17 protein-coding genes and 1 other RNA gene are annotated in these 18,489 nt (G+C 61.7%); 13 read left to right on the top strand and 5 right to left on the bottom strand.

Annotated elements, in window-relative coordinates:
* Positions 1-151 precede the first annotated feature (151 nt).
* Positions 152-691 carry a DUF2058 domain-containing protein gene (locus tag ACSBQQ_RS22785; RefSeq protein ID WP_033635867.1) on the top strand — a complete coding sequence of 180 codons (540 nt, stop codon included), beginning with the start codon at positions 152-154 and terminating at the stop codon, positions 689-691.
* Positions 692-698: 7 nt separating this feature from the next.
* On the opposite strand, the gene ACSBQQ_RS22780 is transcribed toward ACSBQQ_RS22785, so the two are convergent.
* Entirely contained in the window at positions 699-1,397 is a 699-nt protein-coding gene (locus ACSBQQ_RS22780; protein WP_060429310.1) for an RluA family pseudouridine synthase, read from the bottom strand.
* A gap of 204 nt (positions 1,398-1,601) precedes the next feature.
* Here ACSBQQ_RS22780 and argO point away from each other — a divergent pair, with 204 nt between their 5' ends.
* Positions 1,602-2,219, top strand: a complete 618-nt coding sequence (argO, locus tag ACSBQQ_RS22775; protein WP_033649428.1) for an arginine exporter ArgO — start codon at positions 1,602-1,604, stop codon at positions 2,217-2,219.
* Between the two features lie 121 nt (positions 2,220-2,340).
* Positions 2,341-3,072, top strand: coding sequence for an oxidative stress defense protein (locus tag ACSBQQ_RS22770; RefSeq protein WP_025160209.1), 732 nt, complete (start codon positions 2,341-2,343; stop codon positions 3,070-3,072).
* Between the two features lie 48 nt (positions 3,073-3,120).
* Here ACSBQQ_RS22770 and ACSBQQ_RS22765 read toward each other — a convergent pair whose 3' ends face one another.
* Positions 3,121-4,014 carry a LysR family transcriptional regulator ArgP gene (locus ACSBQQ_RS22765; protein WP_033649429.1) on the bottom strand — a complete coding sequence of 298 codons (894 nt, stop codon included), beginning with the start codon at positions 4,012-4,014 and terminating at the stop codon, positions 3,121-3,123.
* Between the two features lie 204 nt (positions 4,015-4,218).
* Between ACSBQQ_RS22765 and rpiA the strand changes: the two genes are divergently transcribed.
* Positions 4,219-4,875, top strand: a complete 657-nt coding sequence (gene rpiA / locus ACSBQQ_RS22760) for a ribose-5-phosphate isomerase RpiA (protein ID WP_025304157.1) — start codon at positions 4,219-4,221, stop codon at positions 4,873-4,875.
* Between the two features lie 292 nt (positions 4,876-5,167).
* On the top strand, positions 5,168-6,406 hold the full coding sequence (serA, locus tag ACSBQQ_RS22755) for a phosphoglycerate dehydrogenase (RefSeq protein WP_025304156.1): 1,239 nt from the start codon (positions 5,168-5,170) through the stop codon (positions 6,404-6,406).
* A 48-nt stretch (positions 6,407-6,454) separates the two neighbouring features.
* On the opposite strand, the gene ACSBQQ_RS22750 is transcribed toward serA, so the two are convergent.
* From ACSBQQ_RS22750 to zapA, 3 genes are all read right to left on the bottom strand, one after another.
* Positions 6,455-7,063, bottom strand: a complete 609-nt coding sequence (locus ACSBQQ_RS22750; protein WP_033638575.1) for a 5-formyltetrahydrofolate cyclo-ligase — start codon at positions 7,061-7,063, stop codon at positions 6,455-6,457.
* Between the two features lie 52 nt (positions 7,064-7,115).
* A non-coding RNA gene (ssrS, locus tag ACSBQQ_RS22745) (6S RNA) lies at positions 7,116-7,298 on the bottom strand.
* A gap of 40 nt (positions 7,299-7,338) precedes the next feature.
* Positions 7,339-7,668: a cell division protein ZapA gene (zapA, locus tag ACSBQQ_RS22740; RefSeq protein WP_004931621.1), complete on the bottom strand. Its 330-nt coding sequence runs from the start codon at positions 7,666-7,668 to the stop codon at positions 7,339-7,341.
* Positions 7,669-7,987: 319 nt separating this feature from the next.
* Between zapA and ACSBQQ_RS22735 the strand changes: the two genes are divergently transcribed.
* From ACSBQQ_RS22735 to ACSBQQ_RS22700, 8 genes are all read left to right on the top strand, one after another.
* Complete coding sequence (locus ACSBQQ_RS22735) at positions 7,988-8,566, top strand: YecA family protein (RefSeq protein WP_033635861.1); 579 nt, start codon at positions 7,988-7,990, stop codon at positions 8,564-8,566.
* Positions 8,567-8,621: 55 nt separating this feature from the next.
* Positions 8,622-9,938 (top strand): Xaa-Pro aminopeptidase, encoded by a 1,317-nt coding sequence (gene pepP, locus ACSBQQ_RS22730; protein WP_033649430.1) that lies wholly within the window; start codon positions 8,622-8,624, stop codon positions 9,936-9,938.
* A gap of 1 nt (position 9,939) precedes the next feature.
* Positions 9,940-11,118: a 2-octaprenyl-6-methoxyphenyl hydroxylase gene (gene ubiH / locus ACSBQQ_RS22725; RefSeq protein WP_033649431.1), complete on the top strand. Its 1,179-nt coding sequence runs from the start codon at positions 9,940-9,942 to the stop codon at positions 11,116-11,118.
* Positions 11,119-11,198: 80 nt separating this feature from the next.
* Entirely contained in the window at positions 11,199-12,401 is a 1,203-nt protein-coding gene (gene ubiI / locus ACSBQQ_RS22720) for an FAD-dependent 2-octaprenylphenol hydroxylase (protein ID WP_033649432.1), read from the top strand.
* Between the two features lie 506 nt (positions 12,402-12,907).
* Positions 12,908-14,005 carry a glycine cleavage system aminomethyltransferase GcvT gene (gcvT, locus tag ACSBQQ_RS22715; RefSeq protein WP_033649433.1) on the top strand — a complete coding sequence of 366 codons (1,098 nt, stop codon included), beginning with the start codon at positions 12,908-12,910 and terminating at the stop codon, positions 14,003-14,005.
* Positions 14,006-14,051: 46 nt separating this feature from the next.
* On the top strand, positions 14,052-14,438 hold the full coding sequence (gcvH, locus tag ACSBQQ_RS22710) for a glycine cleavage system protein GcvH (RefSeq protein ID WP_049199255.1): 387 nt from the start codon (positions 14,052-14,054) through the stop codon (positions 14,436-14,438).
* A 92-nt stretch (positions 14,439-14,530) separates the two neighbouring features.
* Positions 14,531-17,410: an aminomethyl-transferring glycine dehydrogenase gene (gcvP, locus tag ACSBQQ_RS22705; protein WP_060429278.1), complete on the top strand. Its 2,880-nt coding sequence runs from the start codon at positions 14,531-14,533 to the stop codon at positions 17,408-17,410.
* A 108-nt stretch (positions 17,411-17,518) separates the two neighbouring features.
* Complete coding sequence (locus ACSBQQ_RS22700) at positions 17,519-18,484, top strand: quinone oxidoreductase family protein (protein WP_047570626.1); 966 nt, start codon at positions 17,519-17,521, stop codon at positions 18,482-18,484.
* Positions 18,485-18,489: the final 5 nt, after the last annotated feature.

Raw genomic sequence — 18,489 nt, 5'->3', positions numbered from 1 at the left:
CACATGAGCGGTATTCATGATCTGGCGTTCGGGCCGGTTGGCCGCCGTCGCCCTGCGGCGCAAACCGCCAATGCGCAGGGCCGGCAACCTGGTGCAGCCTGAAAAATTACGGGTATAATCCCCCCATGATCCCACGGCTTCAGACACGAACATGACAAAACTCACCTTACAAGAGCAGATGCTCAAAGCGGGCTTGGTAACCAGCAAGAAAATGGCCAAAGTCCAAAGAACGGCTAAAAAATCACGCGTTCAGGCCCGCGAGGCCAGAGAGGCGGTGGAAGAGAATAAAAAGGCGCAGCTTGAGCGCGATAAGCAGCTGAACGAGCAGCAAAAGCAGGCCGCGCTGTCCAAAGAGTACAAGGCGCAGGTGAAGCAGCTGATCGAGATGAACCGCATCGTTCTGGCGAAAGGCGATATCGGTTTCAACTTCACCGACGGTAACCTGATCAAGAAAATCCTGGTGGATAAGGCGACGCAAACCCAGCTGATCAATGGCCGCCTCGCCATTGCACGCCTGGTGGTCGAGAACCGGGAAGAGTGTGAATACGCGATTATCCCCGCGAGCGTCGCCGATAAAATCGCGCAGCGCGATGCGGCCAGCATTGTGCTGCACAGCGCGCTGAGTCAGGAGGAACAGGATGAAGACGATCCGTACGCCGACTTTAAAGTGCCCGACGATTTGATGTGGTAAGCCGCGTTTAGAACGGCGCGGCGTGACGAGCGGCGATCCGCTCCCCGCTAATGGGGTGCACAAAGTCCAGCTCGCTGGCGTGCAGCATCAGCCGCGGCGTCTGTTCGGTACCTGGCAGCAGTCGCCCGCCATACAGATCGCAGCCTAAAATAGGGTGGCCCAACTGCCGGCTGTGAATACGCAGCTGGTGGGTGCGCCCGGTCTCCGGGATGAGCTGCACCCGCGTCAGCGGCAGCGAGATCCCGTCTTCCGCTTCACGATAAAAACGCTCGACGACCCGATAGCGGGAGCGGGCGGGCTTGCCGTGGAGGGCGCAAATCGACATCAGCGGGAACAGCGCCGGATCTTTGGCGATCGCCGCGTCTATTACCCCTTCGTTATCCGCCAGATGGCCGCACAGCAGCGCGCTGTACACTTTGCCGACGGTGCGCTCGCTGAACTGCCGGCAGAGTGCGGCGTTGACGGCCTTGTTGCGGGCCACCACCATCAAGCCGGACGTGCCGAAATCCAGGCGGTGCACCAGGGTGCAGCCGGGGAAGATCTGTACCAGCCGATGGTGTACCGAATCGAGATTCTGCGGATTCTTGCCCGACAGGCTGAGCAGCCCGGCCGGCTTATTGATCAGCGCCAGATGATCGTCCTGATAGAGGATCTCTATTTGGTCATGGCATGGCGGGGCGATAAAGGTATCGGTGACGGTAGACATCGGGCGGCCGGCTGGAGGGTGGGTGCGGATGATAGCGAATTTTTCGCCGATGGGCGAATCTGGCGGCGCGCTCATTTAATCATTAGCATCTCTGATACTGGATTAGAAACATCAATTTCACCTAATGATCGCTTCCTCGTATGATGCGCGTGTTGACCGATACGCGCCCTCGTCCGGCGCCTTTTATCATTCGAGGAATCTCCCATGTTAGCCGTCTTCCTGCAGGGTTTTGCCCTGAGCGCCGCCATGATCCTGCCGCTGGGCCCGCAGAACGTATTTGTGATGAATCAGGGCATTCGCCGCCAGTATCATTTGATGATCGCCTCGCTGTGCGCGTTGAGCGATATCGTGCTGATCTGCGCCGGTATTTTCGGCGGCAGCGCGTTGCTGACCCGCTCGCCGCTGCTGCTGGCGCTGGTCACCTGGGGCGGGGTGGCGTTTCTGCTGTGGTACGGCTGGGGCGCGTTCCGTTCCGCCTTCAGCCCGCAACCGGCGCAGGCCGCGGCGCAGGAGCTGGCGCAGAGCCGCTGGCGCCTCGTGGTCACCATGCTGGCGGTCACCTGGCTGAACCCGCACGTTTATCTGGATACCTTTGTGGTGCTCGGCAGCCTGGGCGGGCAACTGACGGCGGACGTGCGCTCCTGGTTCGCGCTCGGCGCGGCCAGCGCGTCGGCGGTGTGGTTCTTCGGGCTGGCGCTGCTGGCCTCCTGGCTGGCGCCGTGGCTGAACACCCAGCGGGCGCAGCGCATCATCAACGCGCTGGTCGGGCTGGTGATGTGGGGCATCGCGCTGCAGCTGGCCTGGCAGGGGGCAAATTTATAAGAATTTGCCACTAATCCGAATTCAAAACGCCGCGCGATATGCTACGTTTGATGCCAGGAATCCGGCGGTTCTCACAGGGAAAAGCCGGCGATCAGAGACAGTCTGTCATTAAGGAGACACTGTGAAGCTAAAAGCATTGGCTATGGCCGCAATGGTCGGATTAGGGACGTTACCGATGGCGCTGCAGGCGGCTGAAGTGCCTGAAGGGCCGCACGTCGTCACCTCCGGCACCGCCAGCGTGGACGCCACGCCGGATATCGCCACCCTGGCGATCGAAGTGAGCGTTTCCTCCAAAGACGCCGCCCAAGCGAAGAAGCAGGTGGACGAGCGCGTAGCGCAGTACTTTGATTTCCTGCAGAAAAATAACATCGAGAAGAAAGACATCAGCGCCGCCAACCTGCGCACCCAGCCGGAGTACGACTACCTGAAAACCGGCGAGTCGGTGCTGAAGGGCTACCGGGCGGTGCGTCAGGTGCAGGTGACCCTGCGTCAGTTGGACAAGCTGAACGAGCTGCTGGACGGCGCGCTGAAATCCGGCCTGAACGAGATCCGCGCGGTGGAGCTGGGCGTCGCCAAGCCGGACGTGTATCGCGAGCAGGCGCGGCAAAAAGCGATCGAGAACGCGACTCAGCAGGCCGAATCCCTGGCCAAAGGCTTCCACGCCAAGCTGGGGCCGGTGTACAGCATTCGCTACCGGGTTGCCAACTACCAGCCGATGCCGGTGGCGCGGATGTATAAGGCGGCCGGTGCGGCGGCGGAAAGCGACGCGGCGCAAACCTATGAGCAGCAAAGCATTCACTTCGACGATCAGGTGGATGTGGTGTTCGAGCTGCAGCGCAACGCCGCGCAGTAAGGTGTTCGTGTTGAAGAAAAGGTTCGCTGCGGCGAACCTTTTTTCGTTTTAATCCTGGCGCAGCACCTGGTGGCCGTGTTCCAGCAGCGCGTCGGTCACTTTGCGCATCATGCGGCTTTCCGGCGCGAAGCGGTGCCAGTACAGCATGCGGCGCTGATACAGCCCCGGCGTCAGATCGATCAGCTCACCGGAAGCCAGCTCCTTTTCGATCTGCAGATGCGGGATCATACAGCAGGTGGTGCCCTGACGCGCCAGCTGCACGAAGGCTTCCGACGAGTTCACGATATGGCAGGGCACGCTGCCCGGCGACAGATCGAAGTTCTGCTGCAGGAACGCCTGATGCATGTCGTCGAGATGATCGAAGGCCACCGCCGGCGCTTTCAGCAGCGCGGAGCGGGTGACGCCGCTCGGGAAGTAGCGCTCGGCGAAGCCGCGGGAGGCGACGAACAGATAATCCAGCGCCCCCAGCCGATCCACCAGGCAGCTCGGCAGCGGCTGCGGCTGAATACTCACCGCGCCCACCACCTCACCGCGGCGCAGCCGCTCCTGGGTGCGGGTTTCATCTTCCACCTGCAGATTCAGGCGAATGGGGGAATCCGCCAGCACCGGCTTCAGCGCCGGCAGCAGCCAGGTTGCCAGACTGTCGGCGTTGACCGCCAGCGACAGCAGCAGCGGCGTATCGACGCCGGTATCGTTGCCCAGCCACTCTTCTTCCAGCAATTCCACCTGATGCAGCAGCGCGAGCAGCTTTTGCCCTTGTTCGGTGGGGCGCGGCGGCACGGTACGGACCAGCAGCGGTTGGCCGAACAGATTTTCCAGCTGTTTGATGCGTTGGGATACCGCCGATTGCGTGATACAGAGTTTTTGAGCGGCGCGCTCGAAGCCGCGCTCACGGATCACCGCGTCCAGCGCTTGCAGCGTACGATAGTCTGGGCGTTTCATCGGAAAGATATCCCTTAAATTAGAATGATACCGGCACTATGCCACATTTTGCGCACGGCGCAGGTGGAAAAATCACGCCCCCGTCTCGCCGCTAAGCGGCTAAAAATGCGGGCTGCGGTAAATAAGTGTGATCCTGCCGGCGTGAAAAACAGCGTTTTACCCTATAATACGCACACGTTTTCGTACAGAGGCAAGGGACATATTATGACGCAGGATGAACTGAAAAAAGCGGTGGGCTGGGCGGCGCTGGAATACGTGACGCCGGGCACCATCGTCGGGGTCGGCACCGGCTCTACCGCCGCCCACTTTATTGACGCGCTGGGCTCCATCAAGCACCAGATCGAAGGCGCGGTATCGAGCTCCGACGCCTCCACCGCCAAGCTGAAAAGCCTCGGCATCCATGTGTTCGACAGCAATGAAGTGGACTCGCTCGATATTTATGTGGACGGCGCGGACGAAATCAACGGCCATATGCAGATGATCAAAGGCGGCGGCGCGGCGCTGACGCGCGAGAAGATCATCGCCGCCATCGCCAAGAAATTTATCTGCATCGTCGACGCCAGCAAGCAAGTGGACGTGCTGGGCAAGTTCCCGCTGCCGGTGGAAGTGATCCCGATGGCTCGCTCTTACGTGGCGCGTGAGCTGGTGAAACTCGGCGGCCTGCCGGAGTATCGCCAAAACGTGGTGACCGACAACGGCAACGTGATCCTCGATGTGCATAACCTGAGCATCACCGACGCCATCGCGCTGGAGAACAAGATCAACGGCATCGCCGGCGTGGTGACCGTGGGGCTGTTCGCCAACCGCGGCGCGGACGTGGCGCTGGTCGGCACCCCGGAAGGCGTGAAAGTGGTCAAATAAACCTCCGCCGTTTGTGGCCCGGTAGCGCCGGGCCGCATAATTCTTCGGTTAAAATATCTTTTCTGAAAAACGGCAAATTTGGTGACTTATGTCACATTGTGAAAACTGACTCCCCAAAGCTTCTGCCGAAAACTTTCCCTATGGCATTTTCTGCCGTAAACCGCCATCAACGCTGCGCCTTGTCCTGCCGGGCAGGCAATCGTTTGTATTGCCGCCCGCGTTATTTTTGTTATGTTGGATGGGAGCTGTGTCGTCACAGCCGCTTCTGAAGTCTGAACATAGGGTCGGGTAAATGGCAAAAGTATCATTGGAGAAAGACAGGATTAAATTCCTGTTGGTGGAAGGGGTTCATCAGAGCACGGTCGATAATTTACGTGCCGCCGGTTATACCAACATCGAATACCACAAGGGTGCGTTAGACACCGAATCGCTGAAGGCATCCATCCGCGATGCGCACTTCGTCGGCATCCGATCGCGTACGCATCTGACCGAAGAGGTGTTTGCCGCCGCAGAAAAACTGGTGGCGGTGGGCTGCTTCTGCATCGGCACCAACCAGGTTGATCTGAAAGCGGCGACCAAGCGCGGTATTCCGGTCTTCAACGCCCCGTTCTCCAATACCCGATCCGTGGCCGAAATGGTGCTGGGCGAGCTGCTGTTGATGCTGCGCGGCATTCCGGCCGCCAACGCCAAGGCGCACCGCGGCGTGTGGCACAAACTGGCCGTGGGCTCCTACGAGGCGCGCGGCAAAAAGCTGGGCATCATCGGCTACGGCCACATCGGCACCCAGCTGGGCATTCTGGCCGAAGGGCTGGGCATGAAGGTGTTCTTCTACGACATCGAGAACAAGCTGCCGTTAGGTAACGCGCAGCAGGTGCGCCATCTGTCCGATCTGCTCAATATGAGCGACGTGGTGACGCTGCACGTGCCGGAAACGCTGGCCACCAAGAACATGATGGGGGCGGAAGAGCTGGCGCTGATGAAGCCGGGCGCCATTCTGATCAACGCTTCGCGCGGCACCGTGGTGGATATTCCCGCGCTGTGCGACGCGCTGGCCAGCAATCACCTGGCGGGCGCGGCGATCGACGTCTTCCCGGAAGAACCGGCGACCAACAGCGATCCGTTCAACTCGCCGCTGTGTGAGTTCGACAACGTGCTGCTGACGCCGCACATCGGCGGCTCCACCCAGGAAGCGCAGGAGAATATCGGCGACGAAGTGGCCGGCAAGCTGGCGAAATACTCCGACAACGGGTCGACCCTGTCCGCCGTCAACTTCCCGGAAGTGTCGCTGCCGGCGCATGGCCCGAACGCCAGCCGCCTGCTGCACATCCACGAAAACCGCCCGGGCGTGCTGACGCAGATTAACCAGATCTTCGCCGAAGAGGGGGTTAACATCGCCGCACAGTATCTGCAAACCGGGCCTGAAATCGGCTACGTGGTGATCGACATCGAAGCGGAAACCGCGCGCGCCGACGCCGCGCTGCAGCGTATGAAGGCCATCGACGGCACCATTCGAGCCCGTCTGCTGTTCTGATTCGGCGGCTCGCCGCAACGAAAAAGGCCGGAGCGATCCGGCCTTTTGCTATTTGGGCTCGTGCCACGCCCAGCTGCAGAGCGGGGTGAGGATTTCCGGCAGCGGGATATCCCAGTGCTCGATCGGCAGGCGCTCCACCTGCTGGCAATCATGGGCCAGGCCGATAGGATAGGGGCCGCCGCTGCGCCAGTTTTGCAGGGTGCGATCGTAAAAGCCGCCGCCCATGCCCAGACGCTGCCCGGTATGATCGAACGCCACCAGCGGCGTCAGCACGACGTCCAACTCGCCCAGCGGCAGCACCTGGCGCACATCGAGGCGCGGTTCGAGAATATTGAAGCGATTGCGCACCAGCGGCGTTTCCGGCGCATAGCGCAGGAACAGCAGGTGGCCCGGGCTGAACGGGTGCAGCACCGGCAGGTAAACCCGTTTGCCGAGCGTCCACAGTTGCTCGATCAGCGGCCCGGTGTCGAGTTCACCGTCAAACGACAGGAATACCGCGATGCTGTGCGCCGCCTTAATGTGCGTATGCGCGACGAGGCGCTCGGCTATCTTGTCTGCGGCAAAGCGTTGCTGGCCCGGCGTAAGCTCGCGCCGACGTTGGCGTATGAGTTGACGAATGGCTTGGCGCTGCTGCGCAAATTGGGGTTGAAAAGGCATCGTATCAGGCTTGCTCAGTGTGGCGTTCGGCACACATAAACCGCTGAGAAGGGGAATCTCCGAGATGCCGTCGCAGGCTGTAACCCTTGAACCCATGGTTCAAGGTGAACGTGCCGTCGCAATCTTAAGGCTTCTCGGCGCACCGAGCGTGCTCACCGATCGCGGAGCAACACATTCTGTTTGTACTAAATATCGGCTCAGGGGACTGGCCCGCTGGCGAACATCTCAGAGAAATTTTGTACTCGTTGCCGAAACTGTGATTTCAACAACTTAAGTTATTCGAATTGTGCATCCTGACGTTCAGAGATGCGACCTTGTTCAAGCAACGCTTGTTCAATGGTCTGCTGCAGCATCCGTATGCGTTGTTCCATATTGGACGCATAGTCACGGGTTTTCAACCGTTCTTGAGCAAGTTCGTGACAGACGTTCAATGCCGCGATGAAAACCAGTTGCTCAGTATTGGAGACTCTAGTGCGAACTTTAAGATCTTGCAACCGTTGGTTAAGATCGTCCGCCGCCATATTCAACGCATCTTGTTGTTCTGGCGGGCAATTGACTCTTAACGAGCGGCCAAAAATTTGAATATCTACCGGTTGTGCAGACATGCCACCTTCCTGCCTAAATTTCGCGCCAGCCTTGTCCGCCCTGGCCGGGCCGTCAAAGCGGGCGCCACTATATATACCTCGGTACCAAGATACAACCCCTTTTTCAGTACCTGGTTGTAATCTACTGTGGCGCACATTGCCAGTCAAAAAAGGGTTTCAAAATGCGTATTTACCGCACTTTCGTCACCCGCCGGCGCAGTGTGAAACCTGCCACATCGCGATTATAACTAGCCACTGAGGTGTCGCGCTTATCTGGTATAGCGACGGACCTTGGTGGTAGCATAACACGAACTTATCCTGCCAACGATGACGAATGCGCATGTCTATACAGAATACATTTCCAAGTTACCAATCTTTGACCGTGGCCCTCAACCAGCAGTCGGTGGCGCTGACCGCGGCAGAAATGCACGGCCTGATCAGCGGCCTGCTGTGCGGCGGCAGCCGTGATGCCGGCTGGCAGGCGCTGGTGCACGATCTGACCAATGAAGGCGTCGCCTTCCCGCAGGCGCTCAGCCAACCGCTGCAACAGCTGTATGAAGTGACGCGCGAAACGCTGGAAGACGACGAATTCCTGTTCCAACTGATGTTGCCGGAAGGGGAAGCCGTCAGCGTGTTCGATCGCGCCGACGCGTTGGCCGGTTGGGTCAACCACTTCCTGCTCGGGCTGGGCATGATGCAGCCCAAACTGGCCCAGGTGAAAGACGAAGTCGGTGAAGCGATCGACGATCTGCGCAACATCGCGCAGCTGGGCTACGACGAAGACGAAGATCAGGAAGAATTGGAGCAGTCGCTGGAAGAAGTGGCGGAGTATGTGCGGGTTGCCGCCATCATGTGCTACGGCGAATTCACCCGTCACAAGCCAACGGCGCCGGAAAACATCAAACCGACGTTGCACTAAACGTCCTATCGGCCCTCCGCCGGCGATGCGGATGGCATGATTTCAGGAGAAGGTAATGACTCAGCAGGAATTCAACAACCGCCGTCAGGCGCTGTTGGCGAAAATGGCGCCGGCCAGCGCGGCGGTTATTTTCTCTGCGCCGGAAACGACGCGCAGTGCAGATTCAGACTATCCCTATCGGCAGAACAGCGACTTTTGGTACCTGACCGGCTTCAATGAGCCGGAAGCGGTGCTGGTGCTGATCAAAAGCGACGAAACGCACAACCACAGCGTGCTGTTCAACCGGGTGCGCGATCTGACGGCGGAAATCTGGTTTGGCCGCCGCCTGGGGCAAGACGCCGCGCCGGCGAAGCTGGGCGTGGATCGCGCGCTGCCGTTCGATGAAATCAATGACCAGCTGCACCTGCTGCTCAACGGCCTGGACGTGGTCTACCACGCGCAGGGCGAATACGCCTATGCCGATCAGATCCTGTTCGGCGCGTTGGACAAGCTGCGCAAGGGGTTTCGCCAGAATCTGCAGGCGCCGGCCACCGTGACCGACTGGCGGCCGTGGCTGCATGACATGCGCCTGTTCAAATCGCCGGAAGAGCTGGCGGTGATGCGTCGCGCCGGTGAGATCAGCGCGCTGGCGCACACCCGCGCGATGGAAAAATGCCGCCCGGGCATGTTCGAATACCAGCTGGAAGCGGAAATTCACCATGAATTCACCCGCCTCGGCGCCCGCTACCCGTCTTACAACACCATCGTCGGCAGCGGCGAAAACGGCTGTATCCTGCACTACACCGAGAACGAGAGCCAGATGCGCGACGGCGATCTGGTGCTGATCGACGCCGGTTGTGAGTACCAGGGGTATGCCGGCGACATCACCCGCACCTTCCCGGTCAACGGCAAGTTCAGCAAGCCGCAGCGCGCGGTGTACGACATCGTGCTGGCGTCGTTGCTGCGCGCTTTGGAACTGTTTAAACCCGGCACCAGCATCCGCGAAGTCAACGACGAAGTGGTGCGCATCATGGTGGTCGGGCTGGTGGAACTGGGCGTATTGAAAGGTGAAGTCGATCAGCTTATCGCCGAGCAGGCGCACCGGCAGTTCTTCATGCACGGGCTGAGCCACTGGCTGGGCCTCGACGTGCACGACGTCGGCCACTACGGCACGCCGAGCCGCGATCGGCTGCTGGAGCCGGGCATGGTGCTGACCGTGGAACCGGGGCTGTACATTGCGCCGGATGCGGACGTGCCGGCGGAATACCGCGGCATCGGCATCCGCATCGAGGACGACATCGTGATCACCGCCGACGGCAATGAAAACCTGACCGCTACCGTGGTGAAAGACGCCGATGCCATCGAAGCGTTGATGGCGGCGACAAGGTCATAAAATGAGCGTAATTATCGTTGGTGGCGGTATGGCGGGCGCGACGCTGGCGCTGGCTATCTCGTCGCTTACTCAGGGAAGAATGGCGGTGGATCTGGTCGAGGCGACTCGGCCGGATGACCACAGCCATCCGGGCTTTGACGCCCGCGCCATCGCACTGGCGCAGGGCACTTGCCAACAGCTGGCGCGCATCGGCGTTTGGCCGGCGCTGCGCGATTGCGCTACGCCGATCGCTCAGGTGCACGTTAGCGATCGCGGCCACGCCGGTTTCGTGAATCTGCAGGCGCAGGATTATCAGGTCGATGCGCTCGGCCAGGTGATCGAACTGCATGACGCCGGGCAGCGGCTGTTCGCGCTGCTGGCGAAGGCGCCGGGCGTTACGCTGCACTGCCCCGCGCGGGTGGTGGACGTGATTCGCACCGCCGAGCGGGCGGAAGTACAACTGGATACCGGTCTGCGCCTGTGCGGGCAACTGCTGGTGGCGGCCGACGGTTCGCGTTCGGCGCTGGCGCAGGCCTGCAACGTGCAGTGGCGGCAGGAGGACTATCCGCAGTTCGCCACCATCGCCAACGTCACCACGGCGGAAGATCCGCAGGGGCGCGCCTTCGAGCGTTTTACCCGCTACGGGCCGCTGGCGCTGCTGCCGATGTCGCAGGGGCGCAGTTCTTTGGTGTGGTGCCATGCGCGCGAAGATCGCGCCCGGGTGGATGCTTGGGACGACGAGCGTTTTATCGCCGAGCTGCAACAGGCCTTCGGCTGGCGGCTGGGGCGCATCCTCAAGGCCGGTAAACGGCACAGCTATCCGCTCAGCCTGCTGACCGCCGATCGCCATGTCAGCCATCGTCTGGCGCTGGTGGGCAACGCGGCGCAGACGCTGCATCCGATCGCCGGGCAGGGGTTCAACCTCGGTCTGCGCGACGTGATGTCGCTGGCGGAAACGCTGGCAGAAGCGATGAACAGCGGCGAAGACGCCGGTGGTTATGCGCTGCTGAGCCGCTATCAGCAGCGGCGGCAAAACGATCAGCAGGCGACGATCGGCGTGACCGACGGATTGATCCGCCTGTTCGCCAACCGGTATGCCCCGCTGGTGGTCGGCCGCAACCTGGGGCTGATGGCGATGGAGCGTTTGCCGGCGGTGCGCGACGCCTTCGCCAAGCGCACGCTGGGCTGGGTGGAACGTTAGACACAGAATCGGGCGCCCTGTGGCGCGCCCAAAACGCGGCGCGGCAAGGCGTCGCGCGTTATTTAAGGAAATCGAGCAGCATGCAATCATTTGACGTGATTATCGCCGGTGGCGGTATGGTGGGGCTGGCGTTGGCCTGCGGCCTGCAGGGCAGCGGGCTGCGCGTGGCGGTGCTGGAGCAGCGCCAGCCGGACATGGCGCCGCCGTCGGAGCAGCCTGCGCTGCGGGTCTCCGCCATCAATGCCGCCAGCGAGCGTTTGCTGCAGCATATCGGCGTGTGGGATGACATTCTCCAGCTGCGCGCCAGCGCTTATAACGCGATGGAAGTGTGGGATCGCGACAGCTTCGGCAAAATCGCCTTCCGCGGCGACGAGTGCGGCTTCAGCCATCTCGGCCACATCATCGAAAACTCGGTGATCCAGCAGGCGCTGTGGAAACGCGCCGAAAGCCTGTCGGACATCACGCTGATTACCCCGGCCGCGCTCAAGCAGGTGGCGTGGGGCGAGAACGACGCTTTCGTCACGCTGGAGGATGGCCGCATGCTGACCGCCCGCCTGGTGATCGGCGCCGACGGCGCCCAGTCGTGGCTGCGCCAGCACGCCGACATTCCGCTTACCTTCTGGGATTACCGCCACCATGCGCTGGTCGCCACCATTCGCACCGAAGAGCCGCATCAGGCGACGGCACGGCAAATTTTCCACGGCGACGGCATTCTGGCGTTCCTGCCGTTCAGCGATCCGCATTTGAGCTCCATCGTCTGGTCGGTGACGCCGGAAGACGCCGAGCGGCTCAAGCAGCTGGAACCGGCGCAGTTCAACCGCGAACTGGCGATGGCCTTCGACATGCGCCTGGGGGCTTGCAGCCTGGAAAGCGAACGGCTGGCGTTCCCGCTGACCGGCCGCTATGCGCGCAGTTTCGCCGCGCACCGCCTGGCGCTGGTGGGCGATGCGGCGCATACCGTGCATCCGCTGGCCGGGCAGGGCGTGAATCTGGGCTTTATGGACGCCGCCGAGCTGATTTCCGAACTGCGCCGCCTGCAGCGGCAGGGCAAGGATATCGGCCAGCACCTCTATCTGCGTCGCTATGAGCGCCGCCGCAAACATGGCGCGGCGGTAATGCTGGCCAGCATGCAGGGGTTCCGCGAACTGTTCGACGGCAACCACCCGGCCAAAAAGCTGCTGCGCGACGTGGGCCTGCGGCTGGCGGATAGCCTGCCGGGCGTCAAGCCGAAGCTGGTGCGTCAGGCGATGGGCCTGAACGATCTGCCCGAGTGGCTTGCCTGACATCCTGCCTTCTGCGAGCCCTCCGCGGGCTCGCGCTTCTTGCCTTATGCCATCGTCTTTCCTTAATAACCCTTCATTTGAAATAATCTAATTTCAGCCGCTTTTTATCATTACTTTTTCTAATTCCATGTTCGGTTATCAAAAGTCGGAATCTCATGTGCGGCCGTCGGTTTGTTATATAACTTCGGAGTTTTGCCGCTTTAATTGTTAATTTTGTGCCTTAAAGCGCATTTTTCCAGTGAAAAACTCTGCACACTAGCCCGGCATTTTACCGCCCCGGAACGGCGATGAGCCTATTTTAACTTATGGTTAATGTGGTCGTTCGGTGATAAGTTCGAGGGAAAGGTATCGTTTGCGTCACGGCGGTTGCACGCAGTTTCCGCCCGTCCCGGCGCAGCATTTGTGTTGAGCAGTCAGTGCGCCATGGCGATCGGGCCGCGAGCCAGGCTCCGCCGCATTGCGTGGCAGCACCCTAACTTCTAGCGACGAGTGGAAAGAGGGAAAAGATGGCAAAGCAAACCCCACTGTACGACCAGCACGTGGCGTGCGGTGCGCGCATGGTAGACTTTCACGGCTGGATGATGCCGCTGCACTACGGCTCGCAGCTTGATGAGCACCACGCGGTGCGTCAGGATGCCGGCATGTTCGACGTGTCCCACATGACCATTGTGGATCTGCACGGCGCCCGCACCCGCGAGTTCCTGCGCTACCTGCTGGCGAACGACGTCGCCAAACTGACCCAACCCGGCAAAGCGCTGTACACCGGCATGCTGAATGCCTCCGGCGGCGTGATCGACGACCTGATCGTTTATTTCCTCACTGAAGACTATTTCCGCCTGGTGGTGAACTCCGCCACCCGCGACAAAGACCTGGCCTGGATCGAAGAGCACGCCGCGCCGTATGGCGTTGCGCTGACGGTGCGCGACGATCTGGCGCTGATCGCGGTGCAGGGCCCGCAAGCCAAAGAGCGCGCCGGCACGCTGTTCACCCCGGAACAAAAAAGTGCGGTCGAAGGCATGAAGCCGTTCTTCGGCGTGCAGGCCGGCGAGCTGTTCATCGCCACCACCGGTTACACCGGCGAGGCCGGCTATGAGATCGCGCTGCCGAAAGATCAGGCGGCGGATTTCTGGCAAAAATTGCTGGCCGCGGGCGTCAAGCCGGCCGGTCTGGGCGCGCGCGACACGCTGCGTCTGGAAGCGGGCATGAACCTCTACGGGCAAGAGATGGACGAAGGCGTTTCGCCGCTGGCCGCCAACATGGGCTGGACCATCGCCTGGCAGCCGGAAGATCGCCGTTTCATCGGCCGTGAAGCGCTGGAACAACAGCGCGATCAGGGCACCGAGCAACTGGTCGGCTTGATCATGACGGAAAAAGGCGTATTACGTAATGAGCTGCCGGTGCGTTTCACCGACGCGGCGGGGCAAACCCACGAAGGCGTGATCACCAGCGGTTCGTTCTCTCCGACGCTGGGCTTCAGCATCGCGCTGGCGCGCGTGCCGGCGGGCATCGGCGAGCAGGCCATCGTGCAGATCCGCAACCGTGAAATGCCGGTCAAAGTGACCAAGCCCGGTTTCGTTCGCGCCGGCAAGCCGCTGACAAATTGATTTTTTATTGATTGATTCTTTTATTTCTTCGAAGGAGTAACCGGCGATGAGCAATGTGCCAACAGAATTGAAATACGCATCCTCCCACGAGTGGGTTCGTTCAGAAGGTAACGGCGTTTACACCGTAGGCATCACCGAACACGCGCAGGAACTGCTGGGCGATATGGTGTTTGTCGATCTGCCGGAAGTGGGCCGCAAAGTCGCCGCCGGTGAAGATTGCGCCGTGGCGGAGTCCGTCAAGGCAGCGTCGGACATTTACGCGCCGATCAGCGGCGAAATCGTGGCGGTGAACGGCGAGCTGGAAAGCTCCCCGGAGCTGGTGAACAGCGAGCCTTACGGTGACGGCTTCCTGTTCCAGATTAAAGCCGCCGACGAAGGCGAGCTGGCGAACCTGCTGGACGCCGCGGCTTATCAGGCCTCGATCGACGAGTAATCGTGACCACGCCCCAGGCCTTTTGGCCGGGGCGTTTTAGTTACCGCTCAAGCTATATCCCGTATCACGCAAGCATTCAGGAATTTGTAGCAATGACCCAGACACTCAGCCAACTCGAACACAGCGAAGCGTTCATTGAACGCCACATCGGCTCTTCTGCGGAACAACGCCAGGAGTTGCTGGCAGCGGTGGGCGCTCGCTCGCTCAGCGCGCTGATCCAACAGATCGTGCCGGCGGACATTCAGCTGCCGGGGCCGCCGCCGGTCGGCGACGCGGCGACCGAACACCAGGCGCTGGCTGAGCTGAAGGCGATCGCCTCGCAAAATCAGCGCTACAAATCCTATATCGGCATGGGCTACAGCGCCGTGCTGACGCCGCCGGTGATCCTGCGCAACATGCTGGAAAATCCGGGTTGGTACACCGCTTATACCCCTTATCAGCCGGAAGTGTCGCAGGGCCGCCTGGAAGCGCTACTGAACTTCCAGACCGTGACCCTCGATCTGACCGGCCTGGATCTGGCTTCCGCTTCGCTGCTGGATGAAGCCACCGCCGCCGCCGAAGCGATGGCCTTGGCCAAACGCGCCAGCAAGCTGAAAGACGCCAACCGCTTCTTCGTGGCTGACGACGTGCATCCACAGACGCTGGACGTGGTGCGCACCCGCGCCGAAACCTTCGGCTTCGACGTCATCGTCGATAAAGCGGAAAAAGTGCTGGAGCTGGACGGCGTGTTCGGCGTGCTGCTGCAACAGGTGGGCACCACCGGCGAGCTGCACGACTACAGCGCGCTGCTGGCTGAATTGAAATCGCGCAAAATCATCACCAGCGTGGCCGCCGACATCATGGCCCTATTGCTGCTGACCGCGCCGGGCAAGCAGGGTGCCGACGTGGTGTTCGGCTCCGCGCAGCGCTTCGGCGTGCCGATGGGCTACGGCGGCCCGCACGCCGCCTTCTTCGCCTGCCGCGACGAGTTCAAGCGCTCGATGCCGGGCCGCATCATCGGCGTTTCCCGTGATGCCGCCGGCAACACCGCGCTGCGCATGGCGATGCAGACCCGCGAGCAGCATATCCGCCGCGAGAAGGCCAACTCGAATATCTGTACCTCGCAGGTGCTGCTGGCCAATATCGCCAGCCTGTACGCGGTGTACCACGGCCCACAGGGGCTGCAGCGCATCGCCGGGCGTATCCATCGCCTGACCGACATTCTGGCCGCCGGGCTGCAGAAGGCCGGCCTGACGCTGCGTCACAACACCTGGTTCGACACCCTGACCGTTGAAGTGAAAGACAAAGCGGCGGTGCTGGAACGCGCGCTGAGCTTCGGCATCAACCTGCGTACCGATATCCACGGCGCCGTAGGCATCACGCTGGACGAAGCCACCTCGCGCGAAGACGTGCAGACGCTGTTCGCACTGCTGGCCGGCGACAACCACGGCCTGGACATCGACGCGCTGGACGCGGCGGTGAGCAAGAGCAGTCAATCGATCCCGGCCGCCATGTTGCGCCAGGATCCGATCCTGACCCACCCGGTATTCAACCGCTATCACAGCGAAACCGAGATGATGCGTTACATGCATCGCCTGGAGCGCAAGGATCTGGCGCTGAACCAGGCGATGATCCCGCTGGGCTCTTGCACCATGAAATTGAACGCCGCGGCGGAAATGATCCCGATCACCTGGCCTGAATTCTCCGAGCTGCACCCGTTCTGCCCGCCGGAGCAGGCTGCCGGCTACCAGCAGATGATCGGCCAACTGTCTCAGTGGCTGGTGCAACTGACCGGCTATGACGCGGTGTGCATGCAGCCGAACTCCGGCGCGCAGGGCGAATACGCCGGCCTGCTGGCGATCCGCCGCTACCACGAAAGCCGCAACGAAGCGGGCCGTCACGTCTGCCTGATCCCGAGCTCCGCGCACGGCACCAACCCGGCCTCCGCCCAGATGGCGGGCATGAGCGTGGTGGTGGTCGCCTGCGACAAGAACGGCAACATCGATCTGCACGATCTGCGCGTCAAGGCGGAGCAGGCGGGCGAAGAGCTCTCTTGCATCATGGTGACCTACCCGTCGACCCACGGCGTGTATGAAGAAACCATCCGCGAAGTGTGCCAGATCGTGCATCAGTTCGGCGGCCAGGTGTATCTGGACGGCGCCAACATGAACGCCCAGGTGGGCATCACCACGCCAGGCTACATCGGCGCGGACGTTTCGCACCTCAACCTGCATAAAACCTTCTGCATCCCGCACGGCGGCGGCGGCCCGGGCATGGGCCCGATCGGCGTGAAAGCGCACCTGGCGCCGTTTGTGCCGGGCCACAGCGTCGTGCAGATCGACGGCGTAACCACCCAGCAGGGCGCGGTTTCCGCAGCGCCGTTCGGCAGCGCCTCCATCCTGCCTATCAGCTGGATGTACATCCGCATGATGGGCGCGGAAGGCCTGAAGCAGGCCAGCCAGATGGCGATCCTGAATGCCAACTACATCGCTACCCGCCTGAAAGACGCCTATCCGATTCTGTATACCGGCCGCGATCACCGCGTGGCGCACGAATGTATCCTTGATATTCGTCCGCTGAAGGAAGAGACCGGTATCAGCGAAATGGACATCGCCAAGCGCCTGATCGACTTCGGCTTCCACGCGCCGACCATGTCGTTCCCGGTGGCGGGCACGCTGATGGTCGAGCCGACCGAGTCGGAAAGCAAAGTGGAGCTGGATCGCTTTATCGATGCGATGCTGGCGATCCGCAGCGAGATCGACCGCGTCGCCAAAGGCGAATGGCCGCTGGAAGACAACCCGCTGGTGAATGCGCCGCACGTGCAGGCTGAGCTGGTTAACGACTGGCAGCATCCGTACAGCCGTGAGCTGGCGGTGTTCCCGGTGGCCGGCGTGCGCGAGAACAAGTACTGGCCGAGCGTTAAGCGTCTGGATGACGTGTACGGCGACCGTAACCTGTTCTGCTCTTGCGTGCCGATGAGCGACTACGAATAACACGTTCGGCAAAGTTTGTGTTCGGGGGACACCGCATCATGCGGTGTCCCTTTTTATTTTATTGCGGCCTATTCTTTCCCGTACGTTCCCACGATTTGAGGAGTCACCATGCAAGCGGCAATCGTAACAGCGTTGGGGCAAGCCCCGGTTTTCGGCACCTTTGAGGAGCCTCAGGCGCAGGCGAATGAAGTGCCGATCGACGTTCTGGCGGCCGGTATCAAACAGCTGGATCGCGCCACCGTCGCCGGCACCCATTACTCCAGCCCCAAGCAGCTGCCGATCGTGCCCGGCACCGACGGCGTGGGCCGGACGGCCGACGGGCAACGGGTGTATTTCGCCTCCTTCCGCCGCCCTTACGGCGCGATGGCTGAGCGCAGCGTCGCGTCATGGACGGTGCCGGTGCCGGAGGCGGTGGACGACGCCACGGCGGCGGCGCTGATCAATCCGGCCTTCGCCGCCTGGCTGCCGCTGCGCTGGCGGGCGGATCTGCAGCCCGGTGAAACGGTGCTGATCATCGGCGCTACCGGCACCTCGGGCAAACTGGCGGTCGCCGCGGCGCGTCAGGCGGGAGCCGGGCGCATCGTTGCCGCCGGCCGTCGGCTGAGCGTGCTGGAAGCGTTGGGCGTGGATGCCACGGTGGATCTGAGCCTGCAGGGCGAGGCGCTGACGCAGGCCTTCGCGGCGGCGGCGGGGCCGGGCGGTTATCAGGTGATCGTCGATTATATCTGGGGTCCGGCGACCGAAGCGCTGCTCGCGACGCTCAATAATCACGATCTCTCGTCTTACGCCGGCGGGCGCGGCATTCGCCTGGTCAACGTCGGCTCGATGGCCGCGCCGGACATCCGGCTGCCGGCGGCGGTGCTGCGCAGCAATCAGCTGCAAATCCTCGGCAGCGGCACCGGCAACTTCCCGCCGATCCCGGAGATGCAGCGCTACGCGACCGAAATTCTGGCGCTGGCGGCGACGGGCGCGCTCACTATCGAGACGCAGGAGCACGCGCTGGCGGAGATCGCCGAGGTATGGGATCTGAACAAAAAAAGCGACGTGCGTTCGGTGATACGCATCGCCCGCTAAGTTCC

Origin of the sequence: Serratia sp. G204Y (genome assembly GCF_051172435.1) — a bacterium.
Lineage (GTDB): Bacteria > Pseudomonadota > Gammaproteobacteria > Enterobacterales > Enterobacteriaceae > Serratia > Serratia sarumanii.
This window is presented reverse-complemented; position numbering and strand designations above follow the sequence as displayed.

Coding starts and splice junctions, on each gene's coding strand:
- pepP (WP_033649430.1), top strand. CDS start 8,622: ATGACTCAGCAGGAATTCAACAACCGCCGTCAGGCGCTGTTGGCGAAA.
- serA (WP_025304156.1), top strand. CDS start 5,168: ATGGCAAAAGTATCATTGGAGAAAGACAGGATTAAATTCCTGTTGGTG.
- rpiA (WP_025304157.1), top strand. CDS start 4,219: ATGACGCAGGATGAACTGAAAAAAGCGGTGGGCTGGGCGGCGCTGGAA.
- gcvT (WP_033649433.1), top strand. CDS start 12,908: ATGGCAAAGCAAACCCCACTGTACGACCAGCACGTGGCGTGCGGTGCG.
- ubiH (WP_033649431.1), top strand. CDS start 9,940: ATGAGCGTAATTATCGTTGGTGGCGGTATGGCGGGCGCGACGCTGGCG.
- ACSBQQ_RS22700 (WP_047570626.1), top strand. CDS start 17,519: ATGCAAGCGGCAATCGTAACAGCGTTGGGGCAAGCCCCGGTTTTCGGC.
- ACSBQQ_RS22765 (WP_033649429.1), bottom strand. CDS start 4,014: ATGAAACGCCCAGACTATCGTACGCTGCAAGCGCTGGACGCGGTGATC.
- ACSBQQ_RS22780 (WP_060429310.1), bottom strand. CDS start 1,397: ATGTCTACCGTCACCGATACCTTTATCGCCCCGCCATGCCATGACCAA.
- gcvP (WP_060429278.1), top strand. CDS start 14,531: ATGACCCAGACACTCAGCCAACTCGAACACAGCGAAGCGTTCATTGAA.
- zapA (WP_004931621.1), bottom strand. CDS start 7,668: ATGTCTGCACAACCGGTAGATATTCAAATTTTTGGCCGCTCGTTAAGA.
- ACSBQQ_RS22750 (WP_033638575.1), bottom strand. CDS start 7,063: ATGCCTTTTCAACCCCAATTTGCGCAGCAGCGCCAAGCCATTCGTCAA.
- ubiI (WP_033649432.1), top strand. CDS start 11,199: ATGCAATCATTTGACGTGATTATCGCCGGTGGCGGTATGGTGGGGCTG.
- ACSBQQ_RS22735 (WP_033635861.1), top strand. CDS start 7,988: ATGTCTATACAGAATACATTTCCAAGTTACCAATCTTTGACCGTGGCC.
- ACSBQQ_RS22785 (WP_033635867.1), top strand. CDS start 152: ATGACAAAACTCACCTTACAAGAGCAGATGCTCAAAGCGGGCTTGGTA.
- gcvH (WP_049199255.1), top strand. CDS start 14,052: ATGAGCAATGTGCCAACAGAATTGAAATACGCATCCTCCCACGAGTGG.
- argO (WP_033649428.1), top strand. CDS start 1,602: ATGTTAGCCGTCTTCCTGCAGGGTTTTGCCCTGAGCGCCGCCATGATC.